This is a genomic window from Klebsiella sp. CSG-1, assembly GCF_056521145.1.
Genome location: NZ_JBWNLD010000001.1, coordinates 67,158 through 93,092, shown reverse-complemented (window position 1 = coordinate 93,092; position 25,935 = coordinate 67,158). Strand labels below are relative to the sequence as shown.

Sequence of the window (25,935 nt, the reverse complement as noted above, 5' to 3'; positions counted from 1 at the left end):
TGTTGTCCGTTTTAGCAGCAGGCAGGAAACAGCCTGATACCTGGAGAGCCTTTTTTGAGCCAGGAATACACCGAAGACAAAGAAGTCAAACTGACCAAGTTAAGCAGCGGGCGCCGACTCCTTGAGGCGTTACTCATCCTTTGCTCCCTGTTTGCCATCTGGCTGATGGCGGCATTACTGAGCTTTAATCCCTCGGATCCTAGCTGGTCGCAAACGGCCTGGCATGAACCTATTCATAACATAGGTGGCATTCCGGGAGCCTGGCTTGCCGATACGCTATTTTTCATTTTTGGCGTAATGGCTTACACCATTCCCGTGATTATTATCGGCGGTTGTTGGTTCGCCTGGCGTAATCAGGCCAGCGACGAGTACATCGACTACTTCGCTGTTTCGCTACGCTTAATTGGCGCACTGGCGCTGATTCTGACCTCCTGCGGCCTGGCCGCGATTAACGCTGATGATATCTGGTATTTTGCCTCCGGCGGCGTGATCGGCAGTTTACTGAGTACCACTCTGCAACCGTTGCTGCACAGCAGCGGCGGCACTATTGCGTTGCTCTGCATCTGGGCGGCCGGTTTAACGCTGTTTACCGGTTGGTCATGGGTCAGCATTGCCGAAAAACTCGGCGGTGCGATTTTGTCTGTTCTGACCTTCGCCAGCAACCGTACCCGACGGGACGATACCTGGGTGGATGAGGACGAATACGAAGACGATGAAGACGACTACGACGACGCAGTCAAACCGCAGGAATCTCGTCGTGCGCGCATTTTACGCAGCGCGCTCGCTCGCCGTCAGCGTCTGGCGGAGAAATTCTCCAATCCGATGGGGCGTAAAACCGATGCCGCGCTGTTCTCTGGCAAGCGTATGGATGATGCCGAAGAGGATGTACAGTTCAGCGCCAACGGCGCGCCCGTAGCGGCGGACGATGTACTCTTTTCGGGCTCCAGCGCCGCACGTCCTGGCGATGCTGACGATGTGTTGTTCTCTGGCGCCAGCGCCGCGCGGCCGGGGGATTTTGACCCTTACGATCCGCTATTAAATGGTCACAGCATTGCCGATCCGCTGGCAGCGGCAGCTGCTGCAACCGCAGCGCCACAGGCATGGGCTGAACCGGTAGCTGAGCACGCGCCGCAGCCGGTTTACCAGCCGGAGCCGTCCTACCCGCAGCATCAGGCGTATCAGCCTGAGCAGGCGCCGGTACAGCAGCCGGTTTACCAGCCGGAGCCGTCTTACCCGCAGCATCAGGCGTATCAGCCTGAGCAGGCGCCGGTACAGCAGCCGGTTTATCAGCCGGAGCCGTCTTACCCGCAGCATCAGGCGTACCAGACTGAGCAGGCCCCGGTACAGCAGCCGGTTTACCAGCCGGAGCCGTCCTACCCGCAGCATCAGGCGTACCAGCCTGAGCAGGCCCCGGTACAGCAGCCGGTTTACCAGCCGGAGCCGTCTTACCCGCAGCATCAGGCGTATCAGCCTGAGCAGGCCCCGGTACAGCAGCCGGTTTACCAGCCGGAGCCGTCCTACCCGCAGCATCAGGCGTATCAGCCTGAGCAGGCGCCGGTACAGCAGCCGGTTTACCAACCGGAGCCGTCCTACCCGCAGCATCAGGCGTATCAGCCTGAGCAGGCGCCGGTACAGCAGCCGGTTTACCAACCGGAGCCGTCTTACCCGCAGCATCAGGCGTATCAGCCTGAGCAGGCGCCGGTGCAGCAGCCGGTTTACCAGCCGGAGCCGCCGGCAGCGGCCCCTGCCGTAGCGCCTGAAGCGCCGCAGGAAGAGGTGAAGCCGCAGCGTCCGCCGATGTATTATTTTGAAGAAGTCGAAGAAAAACGTGCGCGCGAACGTGAGCAGCTGGCCGCCTGGTATCAGCCGATCCCTGAGCCGGCAAGCCCGGTCGCCACACGGCCTGTTACACCACCGCCAGCCTCTCCGGTCGAAGCCGCAGCGGTGACCACCCTTGCCGCCGGTGTACACCAGGCGACGAGCGCTGGTGCAACGGCGGCGACGGTTGCTTCCGCCGCATCATCTGCTGCGCCGTTATTCAGTCCGGCATCCGGTGGGCCGCGTGCGCAGGTGAAAGAGGGGATTGGTCCAAAACTGCCGCGTCCTAATCATGTCCGCGTCCCTACGCGCCGTGAGCTGGCATCGTATGGTATTAAACTGCCGTCGCAACGTATGGCTGAAGAGCGGGCGCGTAAAGCGGAGCTGAATCAGGCCTATGACGACGAGCCGTTAACGGATGAAGAAGCGGACGCGCTGGAACAGGACGAACTGGCGCGCCAGTTTGCCGCCACCCAGCAGCAGCGTTACGGCGAAGTCTACGCGCAGGATGAAGAGGATGACTCCGCAGCTGAAGCTGAACTGGCCCGTCAGTTTGCGGCGTCGCAGCAGCAGCGCTACAGCAGCGAACAGCCGCAGGGCGCAACGCCGTTCTCTCCTGCGGATTATGATTTCTCGCCGATGAAAGCGCTGGTCGATGACGGTCCGAGCGAACCGCTGTTCACGCCGATGCCGGAGACTCAGCCGCCGGTGCAGCAGTACCAGCAGCCCGTCCAACGGTATCAACAACCGGCGCAATCGTCGCCGGTACAACAACCGTATCAACAACCTGTGCAGCCGGTTCAACCTCCGCAGATGGCGCAGCAGCCTCAGCCTGCCGCACAGAGCTATCAGCCGCAGCAAGCCCATCAGGGCCACATGCCGCAGCAGGCAGCCGCAGTGCCGCCGCAGGATAGCCTGATTCACCCGCTGCTGATGCGTAACGGCAACAGCCAGCCGATGCAACGGCCGACGACGCCGCTGCCGTCGTTGGATCTGCTGACCCCGCCGCCGAGCGAGGTCGAGCCGGTGGATACCTTCGCGCTGGAGCAAATGGCGCGCCTGGTTGAGGCCCGTCTGGCTGACTTCCGTATTAAAGCCGATGTGGTGAACTACTCGCCAGGCCCGGTTATCACTCGCTTCGAACTGAATCTGGCGCCGGGCGTGAAGGCCGCGCGGATTTCAAACCTTTCGCGTGACCTGGCCCGCTCCTTGTCCACCATTGCGGTGCGCGTCGTGGAAGTGATTCCGGGTAAACCGTACGTGGGTCTGGAACTGCCGAATAAAAAACGTCAGACCGTTTATCTGCGTGAAGTGCTGGATAACACCAAATTCCGCGATAACCCATCGCCGCTCACCGTGGTGCTGGGTAAAGACATCGCCGGCGATCCGGTCGTTGCCGATCTGGCAAAAATGCCGCACCTGCTGGTTGCCGGTACCACCGGTTCCGGTAAATCGGTTGGGGTGAATGCCATGATCCTCAGCATGCTTTATAAAGCGCAGCCGGAAGATGTGCGCTTCATTATGATCGACCCGAAAATGCTTGAACTGTCGGTCTATGAAGGGATCCCGCATCTGCTGACCGAAGTCGTCACCGATATGAAAGACGCCGCTAACGCACTGCGCTGGAGCGTGAACGAAATGGAGCGTCGCTACAAGCTGATGTCGGCGCTGGGTGTGCGTAACCTGGCGGGTTACAACGAGAAAATCGCCGAAGCGGCGCGTATGGGCCGTCCGATTCCGGATCCGTACTGGAAACCGGGCGACAGTATGGACGCCGTCCATCCGGTGCTGGAAAAACTGCCGTATATCGTCGTTCTGGTGGATGAATTCGCCGACCTGATGATGACCGTCGGCAAGAAGGTCGAAGAGCTGATTGCTCGTCTGGCGCAGAAAGCGCGTGCGGCGGGTATTCACCTCGTGCTGGCAACCCAGCGTCCGTCGGTTGACGTGATTACCGGTCTTATTAAAGCGAACATTCCGACGCGTATCGCCTTCACCGTCTCGAGCAAAATTGACTCGCGTACCATCCTCGATCAGGGCGGTGCGGAATCACTGCTGGGGATGGGGGATATGCTTTATTCCGGACCGAACTCGACCATGCCGGTTCGTGTCCACGGCGCGTTTGTTCGCGACCAGGAAGTCCACGCCGTGGTTCAGGACTGGAAAGCGCGCGGGCGTCCGCAGTATGTTGACGGCATTACGTCAGATAGTGAAAGCGAAGGCGGCAGCGGCGGCTTTGACGGTGGTGAAGAGCTGGATCCGTTGTTCGATCAGGCCGTGAACTTCGTCACTGAAAAACGTAAAGCCTCGATTTCCGGCGTTCAGCGTCAGTTCCGCATCGGATATAACCGTGCGGCACGTATTATCGAACAGATGGAAGCGCAGGGTATCGTCAGCGAGCAAGGCCATAATGGTAACCGTGAAGTGCTGGCGCCGCCGCCCTTCGAGTAAGTGCAAAGTTGGGTAAATAAGCGCAAAATCAGCCTGTTCTGCTGTTCCGCCGTGCCAGGCGGCCCTAAATTAGGAGGCAGAAGAGGCTCCCGCGTCGGGAGTGACGCACATTAAGGAATAACAATGAAAAAACTCGCAATCACCTGTGCATTACTGTCTGGATTTGTCGTGAGCCAGGTTTGGGCGGATGCCGCCAGTGATTTGAAAAGCCGCCTCGATAAAGTGAGCAGCTTCCATGCCAGCTTCACCCAAAAAGTGACCGATGGCAGCGGTAACGCCGTACAGGACGGACAGGGCGACCTGTGGGTTAAACGTCCGAATCTGTTTAACTGGCATATGACCCAGCCGGATGAAAGCATTCTGGTTTCTGACGGGAAGACCCTGTGGTTCTACAACCCGTTTGTGGAGCAGGCAACCGTCACCTGGCTGAAAGACGCCACCAGCAACACGCCGTTTATGCTGATTGCCCGCAACCAGTCCAACGACTGGCAGCAGTACAACATCAAGCAAAACGGCGATGATTTTGTCCTGACGCCAAAAAGCGGCGGCGGCAACCTGAAGCAGTTTACGATTAACGTGGGCCGCGACGGGACCATCCATCAGTTCAGCGCGGTAGAGCAGGATGACCAGCGCAGCAGCTACCAGCTGAAGTCTCAGCAAAACGGTGCGGTCGATGCATCGAAGTTCACCTTTACACCGCCGAAAGGGGTGACGGTGGACGATCAACGTAAGTAGAGGCGAATGTGAGCAATCTGTCGCTCGATTTTTCCGACAATGCGTTTCAACCTCTGGCCGCCCGCATGCGGCCAGAAAATTTAGCGCAGTACATCGGCCAGCAGCATCTGCTGGCGCCGGGGAAACCTTTGCCGCGGGCGATTGAGGCCGGGCATCTGCATTCGATGATCTTATGGGGGCCGCCTGGCACCGGTAAAACTACGCTGGCTGAAGTGATTGCTCGCTATGCCAGCGCCGATGTTGAACGGATCTCGGCGGTGACCTCCGGCGTAAAAGAGATCCGCGAAGCGATCGAGCGCGCCAGACAGAACCGCAATGCCGGACGCCGCACCATTCTGTTCGTTGATGAAGTCCATCGTTTCAATAAAAGCCAGCAGGATGCGTTTTTACCGCATATTGAAGACGGCACCATCACCTTCATTGGCGCGACGACGGAAAACCCCTCTTTTGAACTCAATTCCGCGCTGCTATCCCGGGCGCGCGTGTATCTGCTGAAATCGTTGTCCAGCGAGGATATTGAGCATGTGCTCACGCAGGCGATGAACGATAAAGATCGTGGCTATGGCGGGCAAAATATCGTGCTGCCGGATGATACTCGGCAGGCTATCGCCGGGCTGGTTAACGGCGATGCGCGTCGGGCGCTGAATACGCTGGAAATGATGGCCGATATGGCAGAGACGGATGCCTCCGGCAACCGGGTGCTGAAAGCGGAACTGCTGACCGAAATTGCCGGTGAACGCAGCGCGCGGTTTGATAATAAAGGCGACCGTTTCTACGATTTGATTTCCGCGCTGCACAAGTCCGTGCGCGGCAGCGCGCCGGATGCGGCGCTGTACTGGTACGCACGTATCATCACCGCCGGCGGCGATCCGCTGTATGTGGCCCGACGCTGCCTGGCGATCGCTTCAGAAGATGTCGGAAATGCTGACCCGCGAGCTATGCAGGTCGCGCTCTCTGCCTGGGACTGTTTTACCCGAGTCGGGCCCGCGGAGGGCGAGCGCGCTATTGCGCAGGCCATCGTTTATCTCGCCTGCGCGCCGAAGAGCAACGCGGTCTACACGGCATTTAAAGCCGCCATGGCCGATGCCCGCGAGCGTCCGGATTATGATGTGCCGGTGCATCTGCGCAACGCGCCAACCCGCTTGATGAAAGAGATGGGCTATGGGCAGGAGTATCGCTATGCCCATGATGAGCCAAACGCCTATGCTGCCGGGGAAGCCTATTTCCCGCAGGAAATGGCTCAAACTCGTTATTATCGGCCAACAAATCGGGGGCTCGAAGGGAAAATTGGCGAAAAGCTCGCCTGGCTTACCGAACAGGATCAAAATAGCCCCATAAAACGCTACCGCTAACAGAGACGTTGCGGTAAGGTTATCAAGATATCCCGGTGGTCGTAGTCTGCGGCCACTTTTCTTTTATTTATTCGATAAGCACAGGATAAGCATGCTCGATCCCAATCTGCTGCGTACCGAGCCAGACGCAGTCGCTGAAAAACTGGCACGCCGGGGCTTTAAGCTGGATGTAGATAAACTGCGCGCTCTGGAAGAGCGTCGTAAAGTTCTGCAGGTTGAAACGGAAAACCTGCAGGCGGAGCGTAACTCCCGATCGAAATCCATTGGCCAGGCGAAAGCGCGCGGGGAAGATATCGAGCCATTACGCCAGGAAGTCAACAAACTTGGCGAACAGCTGGATGCGGCGAAAGCCGAACTGGACGTGTTACTGGCAGAGATCCGCGATATCGCGCTGACTATCCCGAACATTCCGCACGACGACGTTCCGGCCGGTCGCGACGAAAACGACAACGTTGAAGTCAGCCGCTGGGGTACGCCGCGCGAGTTCGATTTTGACGTCCGCGATCACGTGACGCTGGGCGAAATGCACGGCGGGCTGGACTTTGCCGCAGCCGTTAAGCTGACCGGCTCCCGTTTTGTGGTGATGAAAGGGCAACTGGCCCGTCTGCATCGTGCGCTGGCGCAGTTCATGCTGGATCTGCATACCGAACAGCACGGCTACAGTGAAAACTATGTGCCGTACCTGGTGAACCAGGAGACGCTGTACGGTACCGGTCAGCTGCCGAAATTTGCCGGCGATCTGTTCCATACGCGCCCGCTGGAAGAAGAAGCGGATAGCAGCAACTATGCGCTGATTCCCACTGCGGAAGTACCGCTGACCAACCTCGTTCGCGATGAGATCATCGACGAAGACGATCTGCCGATCAAAATGACCGCTCACACGCCGTGTTTCCGTTCTGAGGCGGGATCCTACGGCCGTGATACCCGCGGTCTGATCCGTATGCATCAGTTCGACAAAGTGGAAATGGTGCAGATCGTGCGTCCGGAAGATTCGATGGCGGCGCTGGAAGAGATGACCGGCCATGCGGAAAAAGTTCTGCAGCTGCTGGGTCTGCCATACCGCAAAGTGGCGCTCTGCACCGGCGATATGGGCTTCAGCGCATGCAAAACGTATGATCTGGAAGTCTGGGTTCCGGCACAGAACACCTATCGTGAAATCTCCTCCTGCTCTAACGTCTGGGACTTCCAGGCGCGTCGTATGCAGGCACGCTGCCGCAGCAAGTCCGACAAGAAAACCCGTCTGGTGCATACGCTGAACGGTTCCGGGCTGGCGGTAGGTCGTACCCTGGTCGCGCTAATGGAAAACTATCAGCAGGCGGATGGTCGTATCGAAATCCCGGAAATTCTGCGCCCCTATATGCGCGGCCTCGAATTTATCGGCTGATTTTTTTACCTGTTTCTCAAAAGCGCCTTCGGGCGCTTTTTTTTTATCCCCTTATTGATGCCGGGCAATAATCCCTCTGGCGATTCCCCCCATACTCCCTTGGTGTTAGCGCAGCATAAAAAACTATAAAAGATTAAATTCGTTATATATATATCTATATAACGATTGTCAGTGAATTGTGAGCAACCAAAGCGAGTATCCATGAAAATTAAAGCCCCCGATGCTTTACTGGCTGCCGAAGTAAGCCGGCGTGGTTTAATGAAAACCACGGCAATTGGCGGTCTGGCGATGGCCAGCAGCGCATTTACCCTACCGTTTACACGCATTGCCCATGCTGCAGACGCTCTGGCGCCGGTGAAGGAAACGGTCACCTGGAGTGCCTGTACCGTGAACTGCGGCAGCCGTTGTCCGCTGCGTATGCATGTGGTTGATGGCGAAATTAAATACGTTGAAACGGATAATACCGGCGACGACAACTATGACGGCCTGCATCAGGTACGCGCCTGTTTGCGCGGGCGTTCCATGCGTCGCCGTGTCTACAACCCCGATCGTCTGAAGTATCCCATGAAGCGCGTTGGCAAACGCGGGGAAGGAAAATTTGAGCGCATCAGCTGGGAAGAAGCATTCGATACTATCGCCAGCAATATGCAGCGCCTGATTAAAGATTACGGTAACGAATCTATCTATCTGAATTACGGTACCGGTACTCTTGGCGGCACCATGACCCGCTCCTGGCCACCGGGAAAAACGCTCATCGCACGTCTGATGAACTGCTGCGGCGGTTACCTTAACCACTATGGCGATTATTCATCGGCGCAAATTGCCGCGGGCCTGAATTACACCTACGGCGGCTGGGCCGACGGTAACAGCCCATCGGATATCGAAAACAGCCAACTGGTGGTGCTGTTCGGCAACAACCCCGGCGAAACGCGGATGAGCGGCGGCGGGGTAACGTACTACCTGGAGCAAGCGCGACAAAAATCCAATGCCCGGATGATCATCGTCGATCCGCGCTATACCGATACCGGCGCCGGTCGTGAAGATGAGTGGATACCGATTCGACCAGGCACCGACGCCGCGCTGGTTTCCGCGCTCGCCTGGGTGATGATCACCGAAAACCTGGTCGATCAGCCGTTCCTCGATAAATACTGCGTCGGCTATGACGAGAAAACGTTGCCTGCCGATGCGCCGGCCAACGGCCACTACAAGGCTTACATCCTCGGTCAGGGTAGCGACGGTACTGCCAAAACGCCGCAGTGGGCATCGACGATTACCGGGATTCCGGTCGAGCGTATTGTGCAGCTGGCACGCGAAATTGCGACAGCCAAACCTGCCTTTATCAGCCAGGGCTGGGGGCCGCAGCGTCATGCGAATGGGGAAATCGCCACCCGCGCTATCTCGATGCTGTCGATTCTGACCGGTAACGTTGGCATCAACGGAGGTAATACCGGCGCGCGTGAAGGTTCGTACGACCTGCCTTTTGAGCGTATGCCGACGCTGGAGAACCCCGTTGAGACCAGCATCTCGATGTTTATGTGGACCGACGCGATTGAACGTGGTCCACAGATGACGGCGCTGCGTGACGGCGTGCGCGGTAAAGATAAACTGGACGTCCCGATTAAAATGATCTGGAACTATGCCGGTAACTGTCTGATTAACCAGCACTCTGATATCAACCGCACCCATGAAATCCTGCAGGATGATAAGAAGTGCGAAATGATCGTGGTGATCGACTGCCACATGACATCGTCGGCAAAATATGCCGATATCCTGCTGCCGGACTGCACCGCTTCCGAACAGATGGACTTCGCGCTGGATGCTTCCTGCGGCAACATGTCCTACGTCATCTTCACCGACCAGGTGATTAAACCGCGTTTTGAGTGCAAAACGATTTATGACATGACCACGGAACTGGCAAAACGCATGGGCGTGGAGCAGAAGTTTACCGAAGGCCGCACTCAGGAAGGCTGGATGCGCTATCTGCACGAGCTTTCCCGCAAGGCTATTCCCGATTTGCCTGACTTCGATACCTTCCGTCAGCAGGGGATTTACAAGCAGCGCGACCCGGAAGGGCATCATGTCGCCTATAAGGCATTCCGTGACAATCCGCAGGCTAATCCGCTGGAGACCCCGTCGGGCAAAATTGAGATCTATTCCCAGGCGCTGGCGAAAATTGCCGCCACCTGGGAACTCCCCGATGGCGATGTGATCGATCCGCTGCCGATTTATACGCCAGGTTTCGAAAACTATAACGATCCGCTGACGGCGAAATTCCCGCTGCAGCTGACCGGTTTTCACTACAAGTCGCGCGTTCACTCCACCTACGGCAACGTCGATGTGCTGAAGGCCGCCTGTCGTCAGGAGATGTGGATTAACCCGCTCGACGCGAAACAACGCGGCATTGCCAACGGCGATCGCATCCGTATTTACAACGATCGCGGCGAAGTGCATATCGAAGCCAAAGTGACGCCGCGGATGATGCCTGGCGTTGTCGCGCTGGGTGAGGGCGCCTGGTATAACCCGGACGCAGGACGCGTGGATCAGGCGGGGAGCATCAACGTGCTCACCACCCAACGCCCGTCGCCTTTGGCGAAAGGTAACCCATCGCACACCAACCTGGTCCAGGTTGAGAAGCTGTAAGGAATAACCGATGACAACTCAATACGGATTTTTTATCGATTCTGCTCGTTGCACCGGTTGTAAAACCTGCGAGCTGGCCTGTAAAGACTTCAAAAACTTAACGCCGGACGTCAGCTTCCGCCGCATTTATGAATATGCGGGCGGCGACTGGCAGGAGGACAACGGCGTCTGGCATCAGAACGTCTTTGCCTATTACTTATCCATCGCCTGTAACCATTGCGAAGACCCGGCCTGCACCAAAGTGTGCCCGAGCGGCGCTATGCATAAACGCGATGACGGTTTTGTCGTGGTTGATGAAGATGTGTGCATCGGCTGTCGCTATTGTCATATGGCCTGCCCGTACGGTGCGCCGCAGTACAATGCCGCGAAAGGGCATATGACCAAGTGTGATGGCTGCTACTAGCGCGTTGCCGAGGGTAAAAAACCCATTTGCGTCGAATCCTGCCCGCTGCGCGCGCTGGACTTTGGCCCTATCGAAGAGCTGCGCAAGAAACATGGCGAACTGGCTGCGGTTGCGCCGCTGCCATCCGCGCACTTTACAAAACCCAGCATTGTCATTAAACCGAACGCCAATAGTCGTCCGTGCGGTGATACAACCGGCTATCTGGCCAACCCGAAGGAGGTGTGAGATGGGAAGTGGATGGCATGAATGGCCGCTGATGATCTTCACGGTCTTTGGACAATGTGTGGCGGGCGGTTTTATCGTCGTGGCACTGGCGCTGATGAAAGGCGGTTTGTCGAATGAGCAGCAGCAGCGCGTGGTGCTGAGCATGTTTGGCTTGTGGGTGCTGATGGGGATTGGGTTTATCGCCTCCACGATGCACCTGGGATCGCCGATGCGGGCTTTTAACTCGCTTAACCGGATTGGTGCGTCGTCGTTGAGTAACGAAATTGCCAGCGGTGCCCTCTTTTTCGCCGTCGGCGGAATTGGCTGGCTGCTGGCGGTGATGAAGAGACTGCCGGCCGGGCTGCGCAGCCTCTGGCTGGTCGCGACGATGGCGCTGGGTATTATCTTCGTCTGGATGATGGTGCGGGTGTATAACACCATTGATACCGTACCGACCTGGTATACCGTCTGGACGCCGCTGAGCTTCTTCCTGACCCTGTTTCTCGGCGGCCCGCTGCTGGGCTATCTGTTGCTGCGCGTGGCGGGAGTTGACGGTTGGGCGATGCGTCTGTTGCCGGTGGTCACGCTGCTGGCGCTGGTGGCCAGCGTGATTGTGGCCCTGATGCAAGGCAGCGAGCTGCCGACGATTCACAGCTCTATTCAGCAAGCTTCCGCGCTGGTGCCGGATTATGGCTCACTGATGGCCTGGCGTGTGGTTGCGCTGGTACTGGCTCTGGCATGCTGGGTTGTTCCGCTGCTCAAAGGCTATCAGCCCGCCGTGCCGCTGTTAAGTCTGGCATTCGTGCTGGTACTGGTGGGCGAGATGGTAGGGCGTGGCATCTTCTACGGTCTGCATATGACGGTCGGTATGGCTATCGCCAGCTGATCGTCCGTTGCGCCAGAACGTCCGGTTCTGGCGCAACAAAAAAGTGCTGTTGATTCATGAAATTTTTCTACTGATATTCCCGCCGTTTTTTTTCAATAAATTAATAAAAACAATGGAATAATATAAAGAATAATTCTGTTGTCGCTCCGCTGGATGAAAAACTTCTATCGTTGCCCGTGAAACCGCGTCCCGCCTGATTTCTGGTGGATTGACAATGTTTTTAGCGGTGGCATGATGCGCACGAAATCTAAACTTCCTCACGGTTATATCCATGTCCATCTACACCCGGCCGGTGCAAATGTTGCTCTGCGGCCTGCTTCTGTTGACGCTGGCGATTGCGGTTTTAAATACCCTCGTCCCGCTTTGGCTCGCCCATGAAAATATGCCAACCTGGCAGGTCGGAATGGTGGGCTCGTCCTATTTCACCGGTAACCTGGTGGGGACGCTGCTGGCCGGATGGGTGATTAAGCGTCTGGGATTTAACCGCAGCTATTATCTTGCGTCGCTGATCTTTGCGGTGGGCTGCGTCGGACTGGGTATTACCCTCGGTTTCTGGACCTGGTTCAGCTGGCGCTTTCTCGCTGGCGTTGGCTGCGCGATGATTTGGGTCGTGGTCGAAAGCGCCCTGGTGTGCAGCGGAACGTCGCGTAGCCGCGGTCGTCTGCTGGCCGCCTATATGATGGTTTACTATGTGGGAACCGTGCTGGGTCAACTGATGGTCAGCAAACTGCCGACGGACCTGATGAGCGTGCTGCCGTGGGTGACTGCGCTGGCGCTGGCAGCGATTCTGCCTCTGCTGTTTACCCGCGTAGTGAATCAAAGTGATGAACAGCATGAGCCGGCGCGGATCTGGCCAATGCTCAGGCTGCGTCAGGCCCGCCATGGCGTGAACGGCTGCATTATCTCCGGAATTGTTCTCGGGTCGCTGTATGGATTGATGCCGCTGTGGTTGAACCATCAGGGCGTAAGTGACTCCGGCATCGGTTTCTGGATGGCGGTTATGGTCAGCGCAGGTATTCTGGGCCAGTGGCCGATCGGCCGTATGGCCGACCGCTATGGGCGCTTGCTGGTGTTGCGCGTTCAGGTTTTTGTGGTGATTTTAGGGTGCCTGGCTATGCTTAGCGGCGCGGCAATGGCTCCGGCGCTGTTTATCCTTGGCGCATCGGGCTTCACGCTGTACCCGGTGGCAATGGCCTGGGCCTGTGAGAAAGTCGAGCGCCATCAGCTGGTCGCCATGAACCAGGCGTTACTGATGAGCTATACCGTCGGCAGTCTGCTCGGGCCAACCTTCACCGCCATGCTGATGCAGAATTTCTCCGACAATCTGCTATTTATCATGATTGCCAGCGTGTCGTTTATTTATCTGCTGACGCTGCTGCGTAAAGCGGGGCACCATCCGACGCCGGTGGCGCACGCCTGATATTGTGATCATAAAAAGGGAGCGTCTACCGCTTCCCGTCCGCTGTTTTCTCCGACAGAAAGCAAAACGGCTGCCTGAAGCGGCAGCCGTAATGTAGGGGAAGGGGCGTGGATTAGTACATCACCTTATGGCCATACTGCTCCAGAATGCCTTTGACCCGCTCCATCGTCTCTTTCTTCGGCGGGTGTACGCCATCGAGCTTGTACTCTTCACCCATCGCCACCCATTTGTGCTTGCCTAACTCGTGATAGGGCAGCAGCTCGATTTTTTCGACATTGCCCATATCGCGGGTAAACTCGCCGAGGCGGTGCGCGGAATCATCATCGTCTGACCAACCGGGAACCACCACGTAACGAATCCAGACTTTGATGTTTTTATTCGATAAGTAGCGGGCAAACTCCAGCGTACGGTGGTTAGACACGCCAACCAGATTCTGATGGATCTCATCATTCATCTGTTTGAGGTCGAGCATGACCAGATCGGTCACTTCAAGCAGCTCGTCAATCACCGGGTCGTAGCGCCGGACAAAGCCGTTGGTATCAAGGCAAGTATGAATGCCTTCTTTGCGGCAGGCGCGGAACCAGTCGCGCACGAACTCGGCCTGCAAAATTGCCTCACCGCCCGATGCCGTCACGCCGCCGCCGGAAGCGTTCATAAAGTGGCGATAGGTCACAACCTCTTTCATCAGGCTTTCGACGGTGACTTCGGTGCCGCCATGGGTATCCCAGGTGTCACGGTTGTGGCAATACAGGCAGCGCATCAGGCAGCCCTGGAAAAAGGTGATAAAGCGGATCCCTGGGCCATCGACAGTGCCGCAGGATTCAAAGGAGTGAATACGACCAATAGTTGACATTGCGGTGATATCTCCAGATTCGGCCCGTCCGGGGCCTGTGTATGCACAGCTCAAACCGGCTGTGTTAAGTCTGTTTTGGCTGTTATCCATGCAGTATAGATAGCGGGCAAAAGAGACTGTAGTACGGGAGGTGCTAAAAAGGCCCCACTTGCGTGGAGCCTTTATTGTACGCTTTTTAAATCGCGATTTCAGTCACAACCATTACATGGTCTGAGTGAAGGTACGAGTGATAACGTCCTGCTGCTGTTCTTTAGTCAGGGAGTTAAAACGTACTGCATAGCCAGATACACGGATGGTCAGCTGCGGATATTTTTCCGGGTTTTCCATCGCGTCGAGCAGCATTTCGCGGTTCATCACGTTGACGTTCAGGTGCTGACCGCCTTCGATTGACGCTTCGTGGTGGAAGTAACCATCCATCAGGCCAGCAAGGTTGGTTTTACGCACTTCGTCGTCTTTACCCAGTGCGTTCGGCACGATAGAGAAGGTGTAAGAAATACCATCTTTAGCGTAAGCAAACGGCAGTTTAGCAACGGAGGTCAGAGAGGCAACAGCACCTTTCTGGTCACGGCCGTGCATTGGGTTAGCACCTGGTCCGAACGGCGCGCCAGCACGACGACCGTCAGGGGTGTTACCGGTTTTCTTACCATAAACCACGTTAGAGGTGATGGTCAGAACGGACTGAGTCGGGATAGCGTTACGATAGGTAGTGAGTTTCTGAATTTTCTTCATGAAACGTTCTACCAGGTCAACCGCCATGTCATCAACGCGAGAGTCGTTGTTACCAAACTGCGGGTATTCACCTTCGATTTCGAAGTCAACGGCCAGGCCGTCTTCGTCACGAATCGGTTTAACTTTCGCATATTTGATAGCAGACAGGGAGTCAGCCGCAACGGACAGGCCAGCAATACCGCATGCCATGGTACGAATGACGTCACGGTCGTGCAGCGCCATCAGAGAGGCTTCGTAGCTGTACTTGTCGTGCATGTAATGGATAATGTTCAGGGCGGTGACATACTGCTTAGCCAGCCAGTCCATGAAGTGATCCATACGCTCCATAACTTCGTCGAAGTTCAGAACGTCGCCTTTGATTGGTTCAGATTTCGGACCAACCTGCATTTTCAGTTTTTCATCAACGCCGCCGTTGATAGCGTACAGCATGGTTTTCGCGAGGTTAGCGCGAGCACCGAAGAACTGCATTTGCTTACCAACAACCATCGGGCTTACGCAGCATGCGATAGCATAGTCGTCGTTGTTGAAGTCCGGACGCATCAGGTCATCGTTCTCGTACTGCAGAGAAGAGGTATCGATAGACACTTTAGCGGCGAATTTCTTGAAGTTCAGCGGCAGTTTTTCAGACCACAGAACGGTGATGTTCGGCTCCGGAGAAGGACCCATGGTGTACAGGGTGTTCAGGAAGCGGAAGCTGTTTTTGGTGACCAGAGTACGGCCGTCAACGCCCATACCACCGATGGATTCCGTTGCCCAAATCGGGTCGCCGGAGAACAGTTCATCATATTCCGGAGTACGCAGGAAGCGAACCATACGCAGTTTCATGACCAGGTGGTCAATCATTTCCTGAGCGTCTTGTTCAGTGATTTTGCCTGCTTTGATATCACGTTCGATGTAGGCATCCAGGAAGGTGGATACGCGACCGAAGGACATTGCTGCACCGTTCTGAGACTTAACGGCGGCCAGGTAGCCGAAGTAGGTCCACTGGATAGCTTCCTGTGCGTTGGTTGCCGGACCAGAGATATCGCAGCCGTATTTCGCTGCCATTTCTTTGATCTGACCCAGAGCACGGTGCTGTTCAGAGATCTCTTCACGCAGACGGATAGTCGCTTCCAGGTTTACGCCGTTTTCCAGGTCAGACTGCAGAGACAGGAACTGTGCGTATTTGTCTTTCATCAGGAAGTCGATACCGTACAGCGCAACGCGACGGTAGTCACCGATGATACGGCCACGGCCATACGCATCCGGCAGACCAGTCAGAACGCCAGACTTACGGCAGTTCAGAATGTCTTTGGTGTAGACATCGAATACACCCTGGTTATGGGTTTTACGGTATTCGGTGAAGATTTTTTTCAGCATCGGGTCCAGTTCGCGATCGTACGCTTTGCAGGAACCTTCAACCATTTTGATGCCGCCGAACGGGATAATCGCACGTTTCAGAGGCTTTTCAGTTTGCAGACCAACGATTTTCTCAAGAGCTTTGTTGATGTAGCCCGCGTCATGAGAAGTGATGGTGGATGCGAGGGAAGTGTCGAAGTCAACAGGCGCGTGAGTGCGGTTTTCCTGTTTAACACCTTCCATAACGTTGTCCCACAGCTTGGTTGTCGCTTCAGTTGCGCCAGCCAGGAAGGACTCGTCGCCTTCATACGGGGTATAGTTTTTCTGGATAAAGTCACGTACGTTGACTTCTTTCTGCCAGTCACCTTTCGCGAAACCTTCCCAGGCTGTGGCTAACTTTTCATTAAGCTCGGACATGTAACACCTACCTTCTTAAGTGGATTTTTTATTTACTGCCTGAAACGGCCCTTAGTGATGGTCGTCGCCACGCAGGTAAATGACCCAGTATGTCAACCCAACCAGCAGACCACCGCCGATAATGTTCCCGATAGTTACCGGAATCAGGTTATCAGTAATGAAGTTCATCACGGTCAGGTGAGAGAAATTTTCCGGAGCAGAACCAATAGCGGTCCAGAATTCCGGGCTTGCAAAGTCGCGGATTACGATACCCAGCGGGATCATAAACATGTTAGCGATACTGTGCTCAAAGCCGCTGGCAACAAACATAGCCACGGGTAAAACCATTATCATGGCTTTATCCATCAGGCTGCGGCCGGAGTAGCTCATCCACACCGCCAGACAGACCATCAGGTTAGCCAGGATCCCCAGACACACGGCTTCAATAAATGTATGGTGCATTTTGTGGTCGGCGGTTTGCAGGACGTTAAGGCCCCAGGCACCGTTGGCGGTCATATACTCGCCAGATAACCACATCAGCAATACAAACAGCAGTGCGCCTATCAGGTTACCAACATAGACGTTGAGCCAGTTTCTTGCCAGTTGACCCCAGGTAATTCGTCCGCTGGCTTTCGCCACGACGATAAGAACGGTGGAGGTAAACAGGTCGGCACCGCAAATGACGCAAAGAATCAGGCCGAGTGAAAAGCAGATCCCCCCAATCAGTTTAGCAATCCCGAAAGGCATCGCGGCAGTGCCGGTTGTCGCCGTAATATAGAAGACAAAAGCAATGGAAATGAAAACACCAGCGGTAATCGCCAGATAAAACGTCTTCATCGGGTGCTTTGTCGCTTTGTAGACACCTGCTTCTTCGGCGACTTTCGCCATGGCTGCAGGGAGTAAAAGATCAAAAGGGTTGTCAGCTTTCACACTAACTCTCTCTTTATAAAAGTTGGCGGTGAGATACTAACAAAGCATTATAGAAGGGAAATTGATGTAGATCATATCCCACCGGAACTATAAGCCCTGAATATGTGTGGTTTTGACTTATTATGGAAATAAATGATTGTTTTAGATGAAAAAAATAAATTTTAAAATTTACAACTTATGTTGATTTTTTTCATTTTGGGCCGCTCCGGACGGTTAATTAAAATGGGGTATTTTTTATTAAAATTAACAATCCCAAGCTGATGCGTAAAAAAAGTTTACTGTAAATTAACGTTGCAACCACAAATTAGCGCGGGTCTACTTAGCGATGAAAAACGGGGTCTTTATCGACCCCGTAAATAATGTGGCTGGCAGTAAAATGAAGCCTTATTTAGCCCAGAATGCCGTTTTTGCCCGCTGCAGTTTTTCATAGGCTTTCAGTAAAGACTGATGGGCCGGGAAAGCCTGGAGATCGCTATCTACCGCCTGCAGGCCATAGAACGGCGCTTCACCGCTCATCGCCGCGCTGGCGGCTTCAACCGCATCAGCGCCGTACATACGGATAAAGGCATTCAGGTACTGCAGAGGCTGGCGCTCTTCTTCCTGACTGAGCAGCAGCAGCGTCTGCAGGCAGCGGTAGTAATTTGCGCGTTCCGCACTGAAGATAGACGCATTGAATTCAATGGTCCATTCCGTCCAGATCAACGCCTGCTCCAGATCGCCGCCGGCCAGCGCCAGCATGGCTTTCAGTTCGCCAATACGCAGCGTATACCAACCGTTGTCTTTGCCCGTCGCCAGGCCCAGCAGCTCGCGTACGCGGGTGAAGTCATCATTCCCTTCATCGTCCAGTTGCTCGATCAGCGCCAGATAATCTTCTTTTTCCCATTCACTGCCCGGCAGGGAGAGCAGGGTTTCGCGCAGATGGCTGCCCATGCTGTTATTGGCCAGCCACAGATCTTCCGCTGGATAAATGTCTGACATTCCCGGAACGATGATGCGGCAGGCGTAGACGCTCAGGTGCTCATAATCGGCGATGTAAACTTCTTTATCTTCTTCTTTAAAGATAGCCATCAGGGTGGCGAACTCTTCTTCCGTCGTGCCGGAGAAGCTCCAGTCGACGAACGGGTAGTCGGCATCCTGTTTGAACATATCCCAGGAGATAAGACCGCTGGAATCAATAAAGTGGGTTTCAAGATTGGCGTGTTCGGCCACTTCTTCGTCATCGAAGGTAGGGGGGGTAAAGACATCGAGGTCTTTCAGGCTACGGCCTTGCAGCAGCTCGGTGACGGTACGTTCCAGGGCGACGCCGAAGTCCGGATGTGCGCCGAAAGAGGCGAAGCAGGTTCCGTTCGTCGGGTTAAACAACACCACGCAGATAACCGGATATTTGCCGCCCAGCGAGCCATCGTAAGCAAAAATCGGGAAACCTTCGGCTTCCAGCTTATTGATGGACTCCACCACACCAGGATAACGCGCCATGACCTCTGCCGGAATTTCTGGCAGGCTGATGCTCTCCGCGATGATGCGGTTTTTAATATGACGCTCGAAGACTTCCGACAGCGCCTGAACGCGCGCTTCGTTCGCCGTGTTGCCCGCTGACATACCGTTAGAGACATACAGGTTGCCGACGATATTCATCGGGATATAGACGGTTTCGCCATCGGACTGGCGGGTGAACGGCAGGCCGCAAACGCCGCGTTCGTCGTTGCCCGACTGCAGGTCGACCAGCATGCTGGCGGTCAACTGATCGTCAGGATCGTAGAATGCGCGCAGACGAGGATCCAGCAGACCTTCCGGCACTTTATCGTCTTCAGTCAGCGGGAACCATTTCTCATTGGGATAGTGGACGAACGGTCCGTTAGCGATGGTTTCGCCCAGCCAAAAGTCAGCAAAAAAGTAGTTGGTGGACAGACGCTCGAAATATTCGCCAAGAGCCGAGGCCAGCGCCGCTTTTTTGGTCGCCCCTTTGCCGTTGGTGAAACACAGCGAGCACTCTTTATCACGGATATGTACTGACCACACGTGCGGTACGGGATTCAGCCATGAGGCCTCTTCAATATTAAATCCGAGGTCGAGCAATTTCTGCTGGAAGCGAGCGATGGAATCTTCCAGGGCGGCATCTTTGCCGGGAATAAACGTTTGAGTCATGGCGATCACTTTTATCGTACGTAAAGCGCGCAATGATACGGCTTTTAGATGACCGGCGCTATCTCCATCGTCTGGCTATCCTTACTGACACCCGATAACTGTACAGGCGTTAACCATGAAGGCATTTGATTGGCATCGTATGGCGTTGGATAAAGTGCCAGTGGATTTTTTGGCTGAGGTGGCGCTCAGGAGCGTATACACCTTTGTCCTGGTATTTATCTTTCTCAAAATCACCGGCCGACGCGGCGTGCGGCAGATGTCGCTGTTTGAAGTCCTCATTATCCTGACCCTCGGTTCCGCGGCGGGGGATGTCGCTTTCTATGACGATGTCCCGATGCTGCCGGTGCTGGTGGTTTTTGTCACTCTGGCGCTGCTTTACCGGCTGATTATGTGGCTGATGGGCAAAAGCGAGACGCTGGAGAACCTGCTTGAGGGTAAACCGATCCCGGTCATCGAACAGGGGGAACTGGCCTGGAAGAATTTACAGGCGGAAAACATGACCGAATTCGAGTTTTTTATGGAACTGCGGATCAACGGCGTCGAACAGCTGGGACAGGTCCGGTTGGCTATTCTGGAAACGAACGGGCAAATTAGTCTCTACTACTATGCGGATCGGGACGTCAAAGCCGGTCTGTCTATTTTACCTCCGCCCCATAATGCAAGCTTCGCCACCATTCCGCGCGACGATGAATATGCCTGCGTACGTTGTAGCGCAGTTCTTAAGCTCCGCGCCGGGGATAAACAATTATGTCCGCGCTGCGCAAATGCAGAATGGTCGCGGGCCAGCAGGGCGAAAAGAGTCACCTGACAGCAATTATGTCGGTTTTATGACGTCAAGCCGGCAGATTCTTTTGTGTGACGGCAGCCACATTTCGTGGCTGCTTAGTTTTACTCGTTGCGGTGCGTGTCACTGAATGATAAAACCGATAGCCACAGGAATAACTTATGCCCGCGATGGTTCGCGGACAGACAACATAGCAACGTGGTGAGGGGAAATGGCTCAGGTCTATAACTTTAGTTCGGGCCCGGCAATGCTGCCGGCGGAAGTTCTCAAACTGGCACAGCAGGAGCTGTGTGACTGGCATGGTCTGGGTACGTCGGTCATGGAAATCAGTCACCGTGGTAAAGAGTTTATCCAGGTGGCCGAGGCGGCAGAACAGGATTTTCGCGATCTGCTCAATATCCCTTCCAACTACAAAGTATTATTCTGCCACGGCGGCGGTCGCGGTCAGTTCGCGGGCGTTCCGCTGAACCTGCTGGGTGATAAAACCACCGCTGACTATGTCGATGCCGGTTACTGGGCGGCAAGCGCGATTAAAGAAGCGAAAAAATATTGTTCGCCGAATTCCATTGACGCGAAAATCACGGTTGACGGCCTGCGCGGAGTTAAGCCGATGAGCGAATGGCAGCTGACGCCAGGCGCGGCCTATCTGCACTACTGTCCGAATGAAACCATCGACGGCATCGCGATTGATGAAACGCCGAATTTTGCTGACGACGTCGTGGTTGCGGCGGATTTCTCCTCCACGATTCTCTCTGCCCCGATTGATGTCAGCCGTTACGGCGTTATCTATGCGGGCGCACAGAAAAATATCGGCCCGGCGGGCCTGACGCTGGTGATTGTACGTGAAGACCTGCTGGGTAAAGCCAGCATCGCCTGTCCGTCAATCCTCGACTACACCGTACTGGATGCCAACGACTCCATGTTTAACACCCCGCCGACGTTCGCCTGGTACCTGGCCGGTCTGGTGTTCAAGTGGCTGAAAGAGCAGGGCGGCGTGGCGGCTATGGACAAAATCAACCAGCAAAAAGCCGATTTGCTCTATGGTACGATCGACCGCAGCAGCTTCTATCGTAACGATGTGGCAGCGGCTAACCGTTCCCGTATGAACGTCCCGTTCCAGCTGGCCGACAGTGCGCTGGATAAACTGTTCCTTGAAGAGTCCTTTGCCGCAGGTCTGCATGCACTGAAAGGCCACCGCGTAGTGGGCGGCATGCGTGCCTCTATCTATAACGCGATGCCGCTGGCGGGCGTGAAGGCACTGACCGACTTTATGCAGGATTTTGAACGCCGCCACGGCTAATCATCCTCCTGTTTTTCATCCCCGCGGCTGGTCTGCGGGGTTTTTATTCTGTTTGTTTGAGAGTTAAGTTTGATGGAATCCCTGACGTTACAACCCATTGCGCGAGTCGATGGGACCGTGAACCTGCCCGGGTCAAAAAGTGTCTCTAACCGTGCTTTGCTGCTGGCGGCTTTGGCCCGTGGCACCACGGTGCTGACCAACCTGCTGGACAGCGACGATGTACGCCATATGCTGAATGCCCTGAGCGCCCTGGGAGTTCATTACGTTCTGTCTTCTGACCGTACCCGCTGTGAAGTGACCGGCAACGGTGGGCCGCTGCAGGCCGGCAGTGCGCTGGAGCTGTTCCTCGGTAACGCAGGTACCGCCATGCGTCCGCTGGCCGCCGCGCTGTGTCTGGGCAGCAACGATATCGTATTGACCGGCGAGCCGCGCATGAAAGAGCGCCCGATTGGCCATCTGGTTGACGCTCTGCGCCAGGGCGGCGCGCAGATTGATTATCTGGAGCAGGAAAACTATCCGCCTCTGCGCCTGCGCGGCGGCTTTACCGGCGGCGAAGTTGAAGTGGACGGCAGCGTATCCAGCCAGTTCCTGACCGCGCTGCTGATGGCTGCGCCACTGGCGCCGCAGGATACCGTCATCGCGATTAAAGGCGAGCTGGTTTCCAGACCGTATATCGACATCACGCTGCATCTGATGAAAACATTCGGCGTTGAGGTCGAAAATCAGGCCTATCAGCGCTTTATTGTCCGCGGCAATCAGCAGTACCAGTCGCCGGGTGATTACCTGGTGGAAGGGGATGCCTCGTCGGCATCTTATTTCCTTGCTGCCGGCGCCATCAAAGGTGGAACGGTAAAAGTTACCGGTATCGGCCGCAACAGCGTGCAGGGCGATATTCGTTTTGCCGATGTCCTGGAAAAAATGGGGGCGACCGTCACCTGGGGTGAGGATTATATTGCCTGTACCCGCGGCGAGCTGAATGCTATCGATATGGATATGAACCATATTCCGGATGCGGCAATGACTATCGCCACCGCGGCGCTGTTTGCCAGGGGCACTACCACGCTACGCAACATCTATAACTGGCGCGTCAAAGAGACCGACCGTCTGTTTGCGATGGCCACCGAACTGCGTAAAGTGGGCGCCGAAGTGGAAGAGGGAGAGGATTACATTCGCATTACGCCTCCGCTGACGCTGCAGTTTGCCGAGATTGGCACCTATAACGATCACCGTATGGCAATGTGTTTCTCGCTGGTGGCGTTGTCTGATACGCCGGTGACTATTCTTGACCCGAAATGCACGGCGAAAACCTTCCCGGATTACTTCGGGCAGTTGGCGCGGATCAGCACGCTGGCGTAACGTTCGCCTTCGCAAAAGCAAAACGAAAAAGTAAAATATTGTCATCTTCCGGGCTGGCGCTCCGTCAGCCCGCTATAATTGCGCAATTCTTCTGCGTTTCATTTCTGGTAGTCCGTAATTTGCAAGCAATGCTCACTTTCCGGCGTAGAGATGCGTATAATGCGCGGCGTTTATATTCTATGCGCCTTGCTGAAGGAGAAAAAGATGACGGCAAATATTCCGGTAATCACCATTGATGGGCCTGGCGGTGCAGGTAAAGGCACATTGTGCAAGGCAATGGCGGAAGCGCTGGGCTGGCATCTGCTGGATTCCGGGGCCATCTATCGTGTTCTGGCCCTCGCGGCGCTGCATCACCATGTTGATGTCGAATCTGAAGAGGCGCTGGTACCGTTAGCGGCGCACCTGGATGTGCGGTTTATCTCCACCGACGGCAGTCTGGAAGTGATTCTTGAAGGCGAAGACGTCAGCGCCGCCATTCGTACTCAGGAAGTGGCCAATACCGCATCGAAAGTTGCCGCTTTTCCCCGCGTGCGCGAAGCGTTGCTTCGTCGTCAGCGCGCATTTCGTGAACTGCCCGGCCTGATTGCCGACGGACGCGATATGGGAACCGTCGTGTTTCCCGATGCGCCAGTGAAAATTTTCCTTGATGCATCCGCACAAGAGCGCGCCCATCGGCGTATGCTGCAGTTGCAGGAAAAGGGCTTTAGTGTTAACTTTGAACGTCTTTTGTCCGAGATAAAAGAGCGCGACGATCGCGATCGTAATCGCAGCGTAGCGCCGCTTGTCCCGGCCGCTGATGCTTTAGTTCTCGATTCTACTGAACTAAACATTGAGCAAGTTATTGAAAAAGCGCTACACTATGCGCGCGAAAAACTGGCAGTCGCCTGACCGCTAAGCGGTGAAGCGAAACGGCCTCAGAATTATAGCAGTACCCCCGCGGCAATGGAGTGTTAGCGGGTATGTTAAACAACCCCATCCGGCACGGAGCCAGGTGGACGTTAAATATGAAACCTGAAGATTAAACATGACTGAATCTTTTGCTCAACTATTTGAAGAATCCTTAAAAACAATCGAAACCCGTCCGGGTTCCATCGTTCGTGGTGTTGTTGTTGCTATCGACAAAGATATCGTACTGGTTGACGCCGGTCTGAAATCTGAGTCTGCCATTCCGGCAGAGCAGTTCAAAAACGCCCAGGGCGAGCTGGAAATCCAGGTCGGTGACGAAGTTGACGTTGCTCTGGATGCAGTAGAAGACGGCTTCGGTGAAACCCTGCTGTCCCGTGAGAAAGCTAAACGTCACGAAGCTTGGATCACGCTGGAAAAAGCTTACGAAGAAGCTGAAACTGTAGTCGGTGTTATCAACGGCAAAGTTAAAGGTGGCTTCACTGTTGAGCTGAATGGTATTCGCGCGTTCCTGCCGGGTTCCCTGGTTGACGTTCGTCCGGTTCGCGACACCCTGCACCTGGAAGGCAAAGAGCTTGAGTTCAAAGTCATCAAGCTTGACCAGAAGCGTAACAACGTTGTTGTTTCCCGTCGTGCCGTTATCGAATCCGAAAACAGCGCAGAACGCGATCAGCTGCTGGAAAACCTGCAGGAAGGCATGGAAGTCAAAGGTATCGTTAAGAACCTCACTGACTACGGCGCATTCGTTGATCTGGGCGGCGTTGACGGCCTGCTGCACATCACCGACATGGCGTGGAAACGCGTTAAGCACCCGAGCGAAATCGTAAACGTTGGCGACGAAATCACTGTTAAAGTGCTGAAGTTCGACCGCGAGCGTACTCGTGTATCTCTGGGCCTGAAACAGCTGGGCGAAGATCCGTGGGTAGCTATCGCTAAGCGTTATCCGGAAGGTACCAAACTGACCGGTCGCGTGACCAACCTGACCGACTACGGCTGCTTCGTTGAAATCGAAGAAGGCGTTGAAGGCCTGGTTCACGTTTCCGAAATGGATTGGACCAACAAAAACATCCACCCGTCCAAAGTTGTTAACGTTGGCGACGTAGTGGAAGTTATGGTTCTGGATATCGACGAAGAACGTCGTCGTATCTCCCTGGGTCTGAAGCAGTGCAAAAACAACCCGTGGCAGCAGTTTGCGGAAACCCACAACAAGGGCGACCGTGTTGAAGGTAAAATCAAGTCTATCACTGACTTCGGTATCTTCATCGGCCTGGACGGCGGCATCGACGGCCTGGTTCACCTGTCTGACATCTCCTGGAACGTTGCAGGCGAAGAAGCAGTTCGTGAATACAAAAAAGGCGACGAAATCGCAGCAGTTGTTCTGCAGGTTGACGCAGAGCGTGAGCGTATCTCTCTGGGCGTTAAACAGCTCGCAGAAGATCCGTTCAACAACTGGGTTGCACTGAACAAGAAAGGCGCAATCGTCAACGGTAAAGTCACTGCAGTTGACGCTAAAGGCGCAACCGTAGAACTGGCTGACGGCGTTGAAGGCTACCTGCGCGCTTCTGAAGCTTCCCGTGACCGCGTTGAAGATGCAACTCTGGTTCTGAGCGTTGGCGACGACGTTGAAGCTAAATTCACCGGCGTTGATCGTAAAAACCGTGCAATCAGCCTGTCTGTTCGTGCTAAAGACGAAGCTGATGAGAAAGATGCCATCGCAACTGTTAACAAACAGGAAGATGCAAACTTCTCTAACAACGCAATGGCTGAAGCTTTCAAAGCAGCTAAAGGCGAGTAATCTTAGTCATTCAGGTTACAACAACCTGAATTACGACGAGTTTACTTGACAGATTGCAGGATTCGTCCTGTAATCAAGCACAAAGGGCGGCTACGGCCGCCCTTGTTTAAAGC

General features: G+C 55.1%; 16 protein-coding genes and 1 pseudogene. 13 read left to right on the top strand and 4 right to left on the bottom strand.

All coding sequences use genetic code 11. From position 1 onward, the window contains the following. The first annotated feature begins 54 nt into the window (after positions 1-54). The 8 genes and pseudogenes from ftsK to AC007G_RS00485 all read left to right on the top strand — a co-directional run bounded on the left by ftsK (position 55) and on the right by AC007G_RS00485 (position 13,293). Positions 55-4,269: a DNA translocase FtsK gene (gene ftsK / locus AC007G_RS00520; protein WP_180888618.1), complete on the top strand. Its 4,215-nt coding sequence runs from the start codon at positions 55-57 to the stop codon at positions 4,267-4,269. A 123-nt stretch (positions 4,270-4,392) separates the two neighbouring features. Next, positions 4,393-5,004 (top strand): outer membrane lipoprotein periplasmic chaperone LolA, encoded by a 612-nt coding sequence (gene lolA / locus AC007G_RS00515; protein WP_004860037.1) that lies wholly within the window; start codon positions 4,393-4,395, stop codon positions 5,002-5,004. Between the two features lie 8 nt (positions 5,005-5,012). Further along, positions 5,013-6,356 (top strand): replication-associated recombination protein RarA, encoded by a 1,344-nt coding sequence (gene rarA / locus AC007G_RS00510; RefSeq protein WP_015584803.1) that lies wholly within the window; start codon positions 5,013-5,015, stop codon positions 6,354-6,356. Between the two features lie 91 nt (positions 6,357-6,447). After that, positions 6,448-7,740, top strand: coding sequence for a serine--tRNA ligase (serS, locus tag AC007G_RS00505; protein ID WP_032688604.1), 1,293 nt, complete (start codon positions 6,448-6,450; stop codon positions 7,738-7,740). 201 nt (positions 7,741-7,941) lie between these two features. After that, positions 7,942-10,380, top strand: a complete 2,439-nt coding sequence (dmsA, locus tag AC007G_RS00500; RefSeq protein ID WP_099972851.1) for a dimethylsulfoxide reductase subunit A — start codon at positions 7,942-7,944, stop codon at positions 10,378-10,380. A gap of 10 nt (positions 10,381-10,390) precedes the next feature. Then, a pseudogene (locus AC007G_RS00495) lies at positions 10,391-11,008 on the top strand (DMSO/selenate family reductase complex B subunit). A 1-nt stretch (position 11,009) separates the two neighbouring features. Next, on the top strand, positions 11,010-11,873 hold the full coding sequence (locus AC007G_RS00490) for a dimethyl sulfoxide reductase anchor subunit family protein (RefSeq protein WP_142630870.1): 864 nt from the start codon (positions 11,010-11,012) through the stop codon (positions 11,871-11,873). 271 nt (positions 11,874-12,144) lie between these two features. Beyond that, entirely contained in the window at positions 12,145-13,293 is a 1,149-nt protein-coding gene (locus AC007G_RS00485) for an MFS transporter (protein WP_032688601.1), read from the top strand. A gap of 112 nt (positions 13,294-13,405) precedes the next feature. Here the strand turns inward: AC007G_RS00485 and pflA are convergent, their stop codons facing one another. The 4 genes from pflA to ycaO form a co-directional block, all read right to left on the bottom strand. Then, entirely contained in the window at positions 13,406-14,146 is a 741-nt protein-coding gene (gene pflA / locus AC007G_RS00480) for a pyruvate formate lyase 1-activating protein (RefSeq protein WP_032688600.1), read from the bottom strand. Between the two features lie 201 nt (positions 14,147-14,347). After that, positions 14,348-16,630, bottom strand: coding sequence for a formate C-acetyltransferase (pflB, locus tag AC007G_RS00475; RefSeq protein ID WP_032688599.1), 2,283 nt, complete (start codon positions 16,628-16,630; stop codon positions 14,348-14,350). 51 nt (positions 16,631-16,681) lie between these two features. Then, the gene (focA, locus tag AC007G_RS00470) at positions 16,682-17,539 is read right to left on the bottom strand and encodes a formate transporter FocA (RefSeq protein ID WP_032688598.1); all 858 of its coding nucleotides are present in this window, start codon (positions 17,537-17,539) and stop codon (positions 16,682-16,684) included. Positions 17,540-17,923: 384 nt separating this feature from the next. Beyond that, positions 17,924-19,684 carry a 30S ribosomal protein S12 methylthiotransferase accessory factor YcaO gene (gene ycaO / locus AC007G_RS00465; RefSeq protein ID WP_142630869.1) on the bottom strand — a complete coding sequence of 587 codons (1,761 nt, stop codon included), beginning with the start codon at positions 19,682-19,684 and terminating at the stop codon, positions 17,924-17,926. A 115-nt stretch (positions 19,685-19,799) separates the two neighbouring features. Here ycaO and AC007G_RS00460 point away from each other — a divergent pair, with 115 nt between their 5' ends. From AC007G_RS00460 to rpsA, 5 genes are all read left to right on the top strand, one after another. Continuing rightward, the gene (locus tag AC007G_RS00460) at positions 19,800-20,492 is read left to right on the top strand and encodes a DUF421 domain-containing protein (protein WP_032695659.1); all 693 of its coding nucleotides are present in this window, start codon (positions 19,800-19,802) and stop codon (positions 20,490-20,492) included. 187 nt (positions 20,493-20,679) lie between these two features. Further along, positions 20,680-21,768 carry a 3-phosphoserine/phosphohydroxythreonine transaminase gene (gene serC, locus AC007G_RS00455; protein ID WP_142630868.1) on the top strand — a complete coding sequence of 363 codons (1,089 nt, stop codon included), beginning with the start codon at positions 20,680-20,682 and terminating at the stop codon, positions 21,766-21,768. A 72-nt stretch (positions 21,769-21,840) separates the two neighbouring features. Next, positions 21,841-23,124 carry a 3-phosphoshikimate 1-carboxyvinyltransferase gene (aroA, locus tag AC007G_RS00450; protein ID WP_046852852.1) on the top strand — a complete coding sequence of 428 codons (1,284 nt, stop codon included), beginning with the start codon at positions 21,841-21,843 and terminating at the stop codon, positions 23,122-23,124. Positions 23,125-23,328: 204 nt separating this feature from the next. Next, positions 23,329-24,012, top strand: coding sequence for a (d)CMP kinase (gene cmk / locus AC007G_RS00445; protein ID WP_032688594.1), 684 nt, complete (start codon positions 23,329-23,331; stop codon positions 24,010-24,012). A gap of 136 nt (positions 24,013-24,148) precedes the next feature. Then, positions 24,149-25,822 carry a 30S ribosomal protein S1 gene (gene rpsA, locus AC007G_RS00440; protein WP_004860074.1) on the top strand — a complete coding sequence of 558 codons (1,674 nt, stop codon included), beginning with the start codon at positions 24,149-24,151 and terminating at the stop codon, positions 25,820-25,822. Positions 25,823-25,935 lie beyond the last annotated feature (113 nt).

Excerpts from the sequence above, each read along its gene's own strand:
- lolA (WP_004860037.1), top strand. The coding sequence starts at position 4,393 with ATGAAAAAACTCGCAATCACCTGTGCATTACTGTCTGGATTTGTCGTG.
- serS (WP_032688604.1), top strand. The coding sequence starts at position 6,448 with ATGCTCGATCCCAATCTGCTGCGTACCGAGCCAGACGCAGTCGCTGAA.
- dmsA (WP_099972851.1), top strand. The coding sequence starts at position 7,942 with ATGAAAATTAAAGCCCCCGATGCTTTACTGGCTGCCGAAGTAAGCCGG.
- AC007G_RS00490 (WP_142630870.1), top strand. The coding sequence starts at position 11,010 with ATGGGAAGTGGATGGCATGAATGGCCGCTGATGATCTTCACGGTCTTT.
- AC007G_RS00485 (WP_032688601.1), top strand. The coding sequence starts at position 12,145 with ATGTCCATCTACACCCGGCCGGTGCAAATGTTGCTCTGCGGCCTGCTT.
- pflA (WP_032688600.1), bottom strand. The coding sequence starts at position 14,146 with ATGTCAACTATTGGTCGTATTCACTCCTTTGAATCCTGCGGCACTGTC.
- pflB (WP_032688599.1), bottom strand. The coding sequence starts at position 16,630 with ATGTCCGAGCTTAATGAAAAGTTAGCCACAGCCTGGGAAGGTTTCGCG.
- ycaO (WP_142630869.1), bottom strand. The coding sequence starts at position 19,684 with ATGACTCAAACGTTTATTCCCGGCAAAGATGCCGCCCTGGAAGATTCC.
- AC007G_RS00460 (WP_032695659.1), top strand. The coding sequence starts at position 19,800 with ATGAAGGCATTTGATTGGCATCGTATGGCGTTGGATAAAGTGCCAGTG.
- serC (WP_142630868.1), top strand. The coding sequence starts at position 20,680 with ATGGCTCAGGTCTATAACTTTAGTTCGGGCCCGGCAATGCTGCCGGCG.
- aroA (WP_046852852.1), top strand. The coding sequence starts at position 21,841 with ATGGAATCCCTGACGTTACAACCCATTGCGCGAGTCGATGGGACCGTG.
- cmk (WP_032688594.1), top strand. The coding sequence starts at position 23,329 with ATGACGGCAAATATTCCGGTAATCACCATTGATGGGCCTGGCGGTGCA.
- rpsA (WP_004860074.1), top strand. The coding sequence starts at position 24,149 with ATGACTGAATCTTTTGCTCAACTATTTGAAGAATCCTTAAAAACAATC.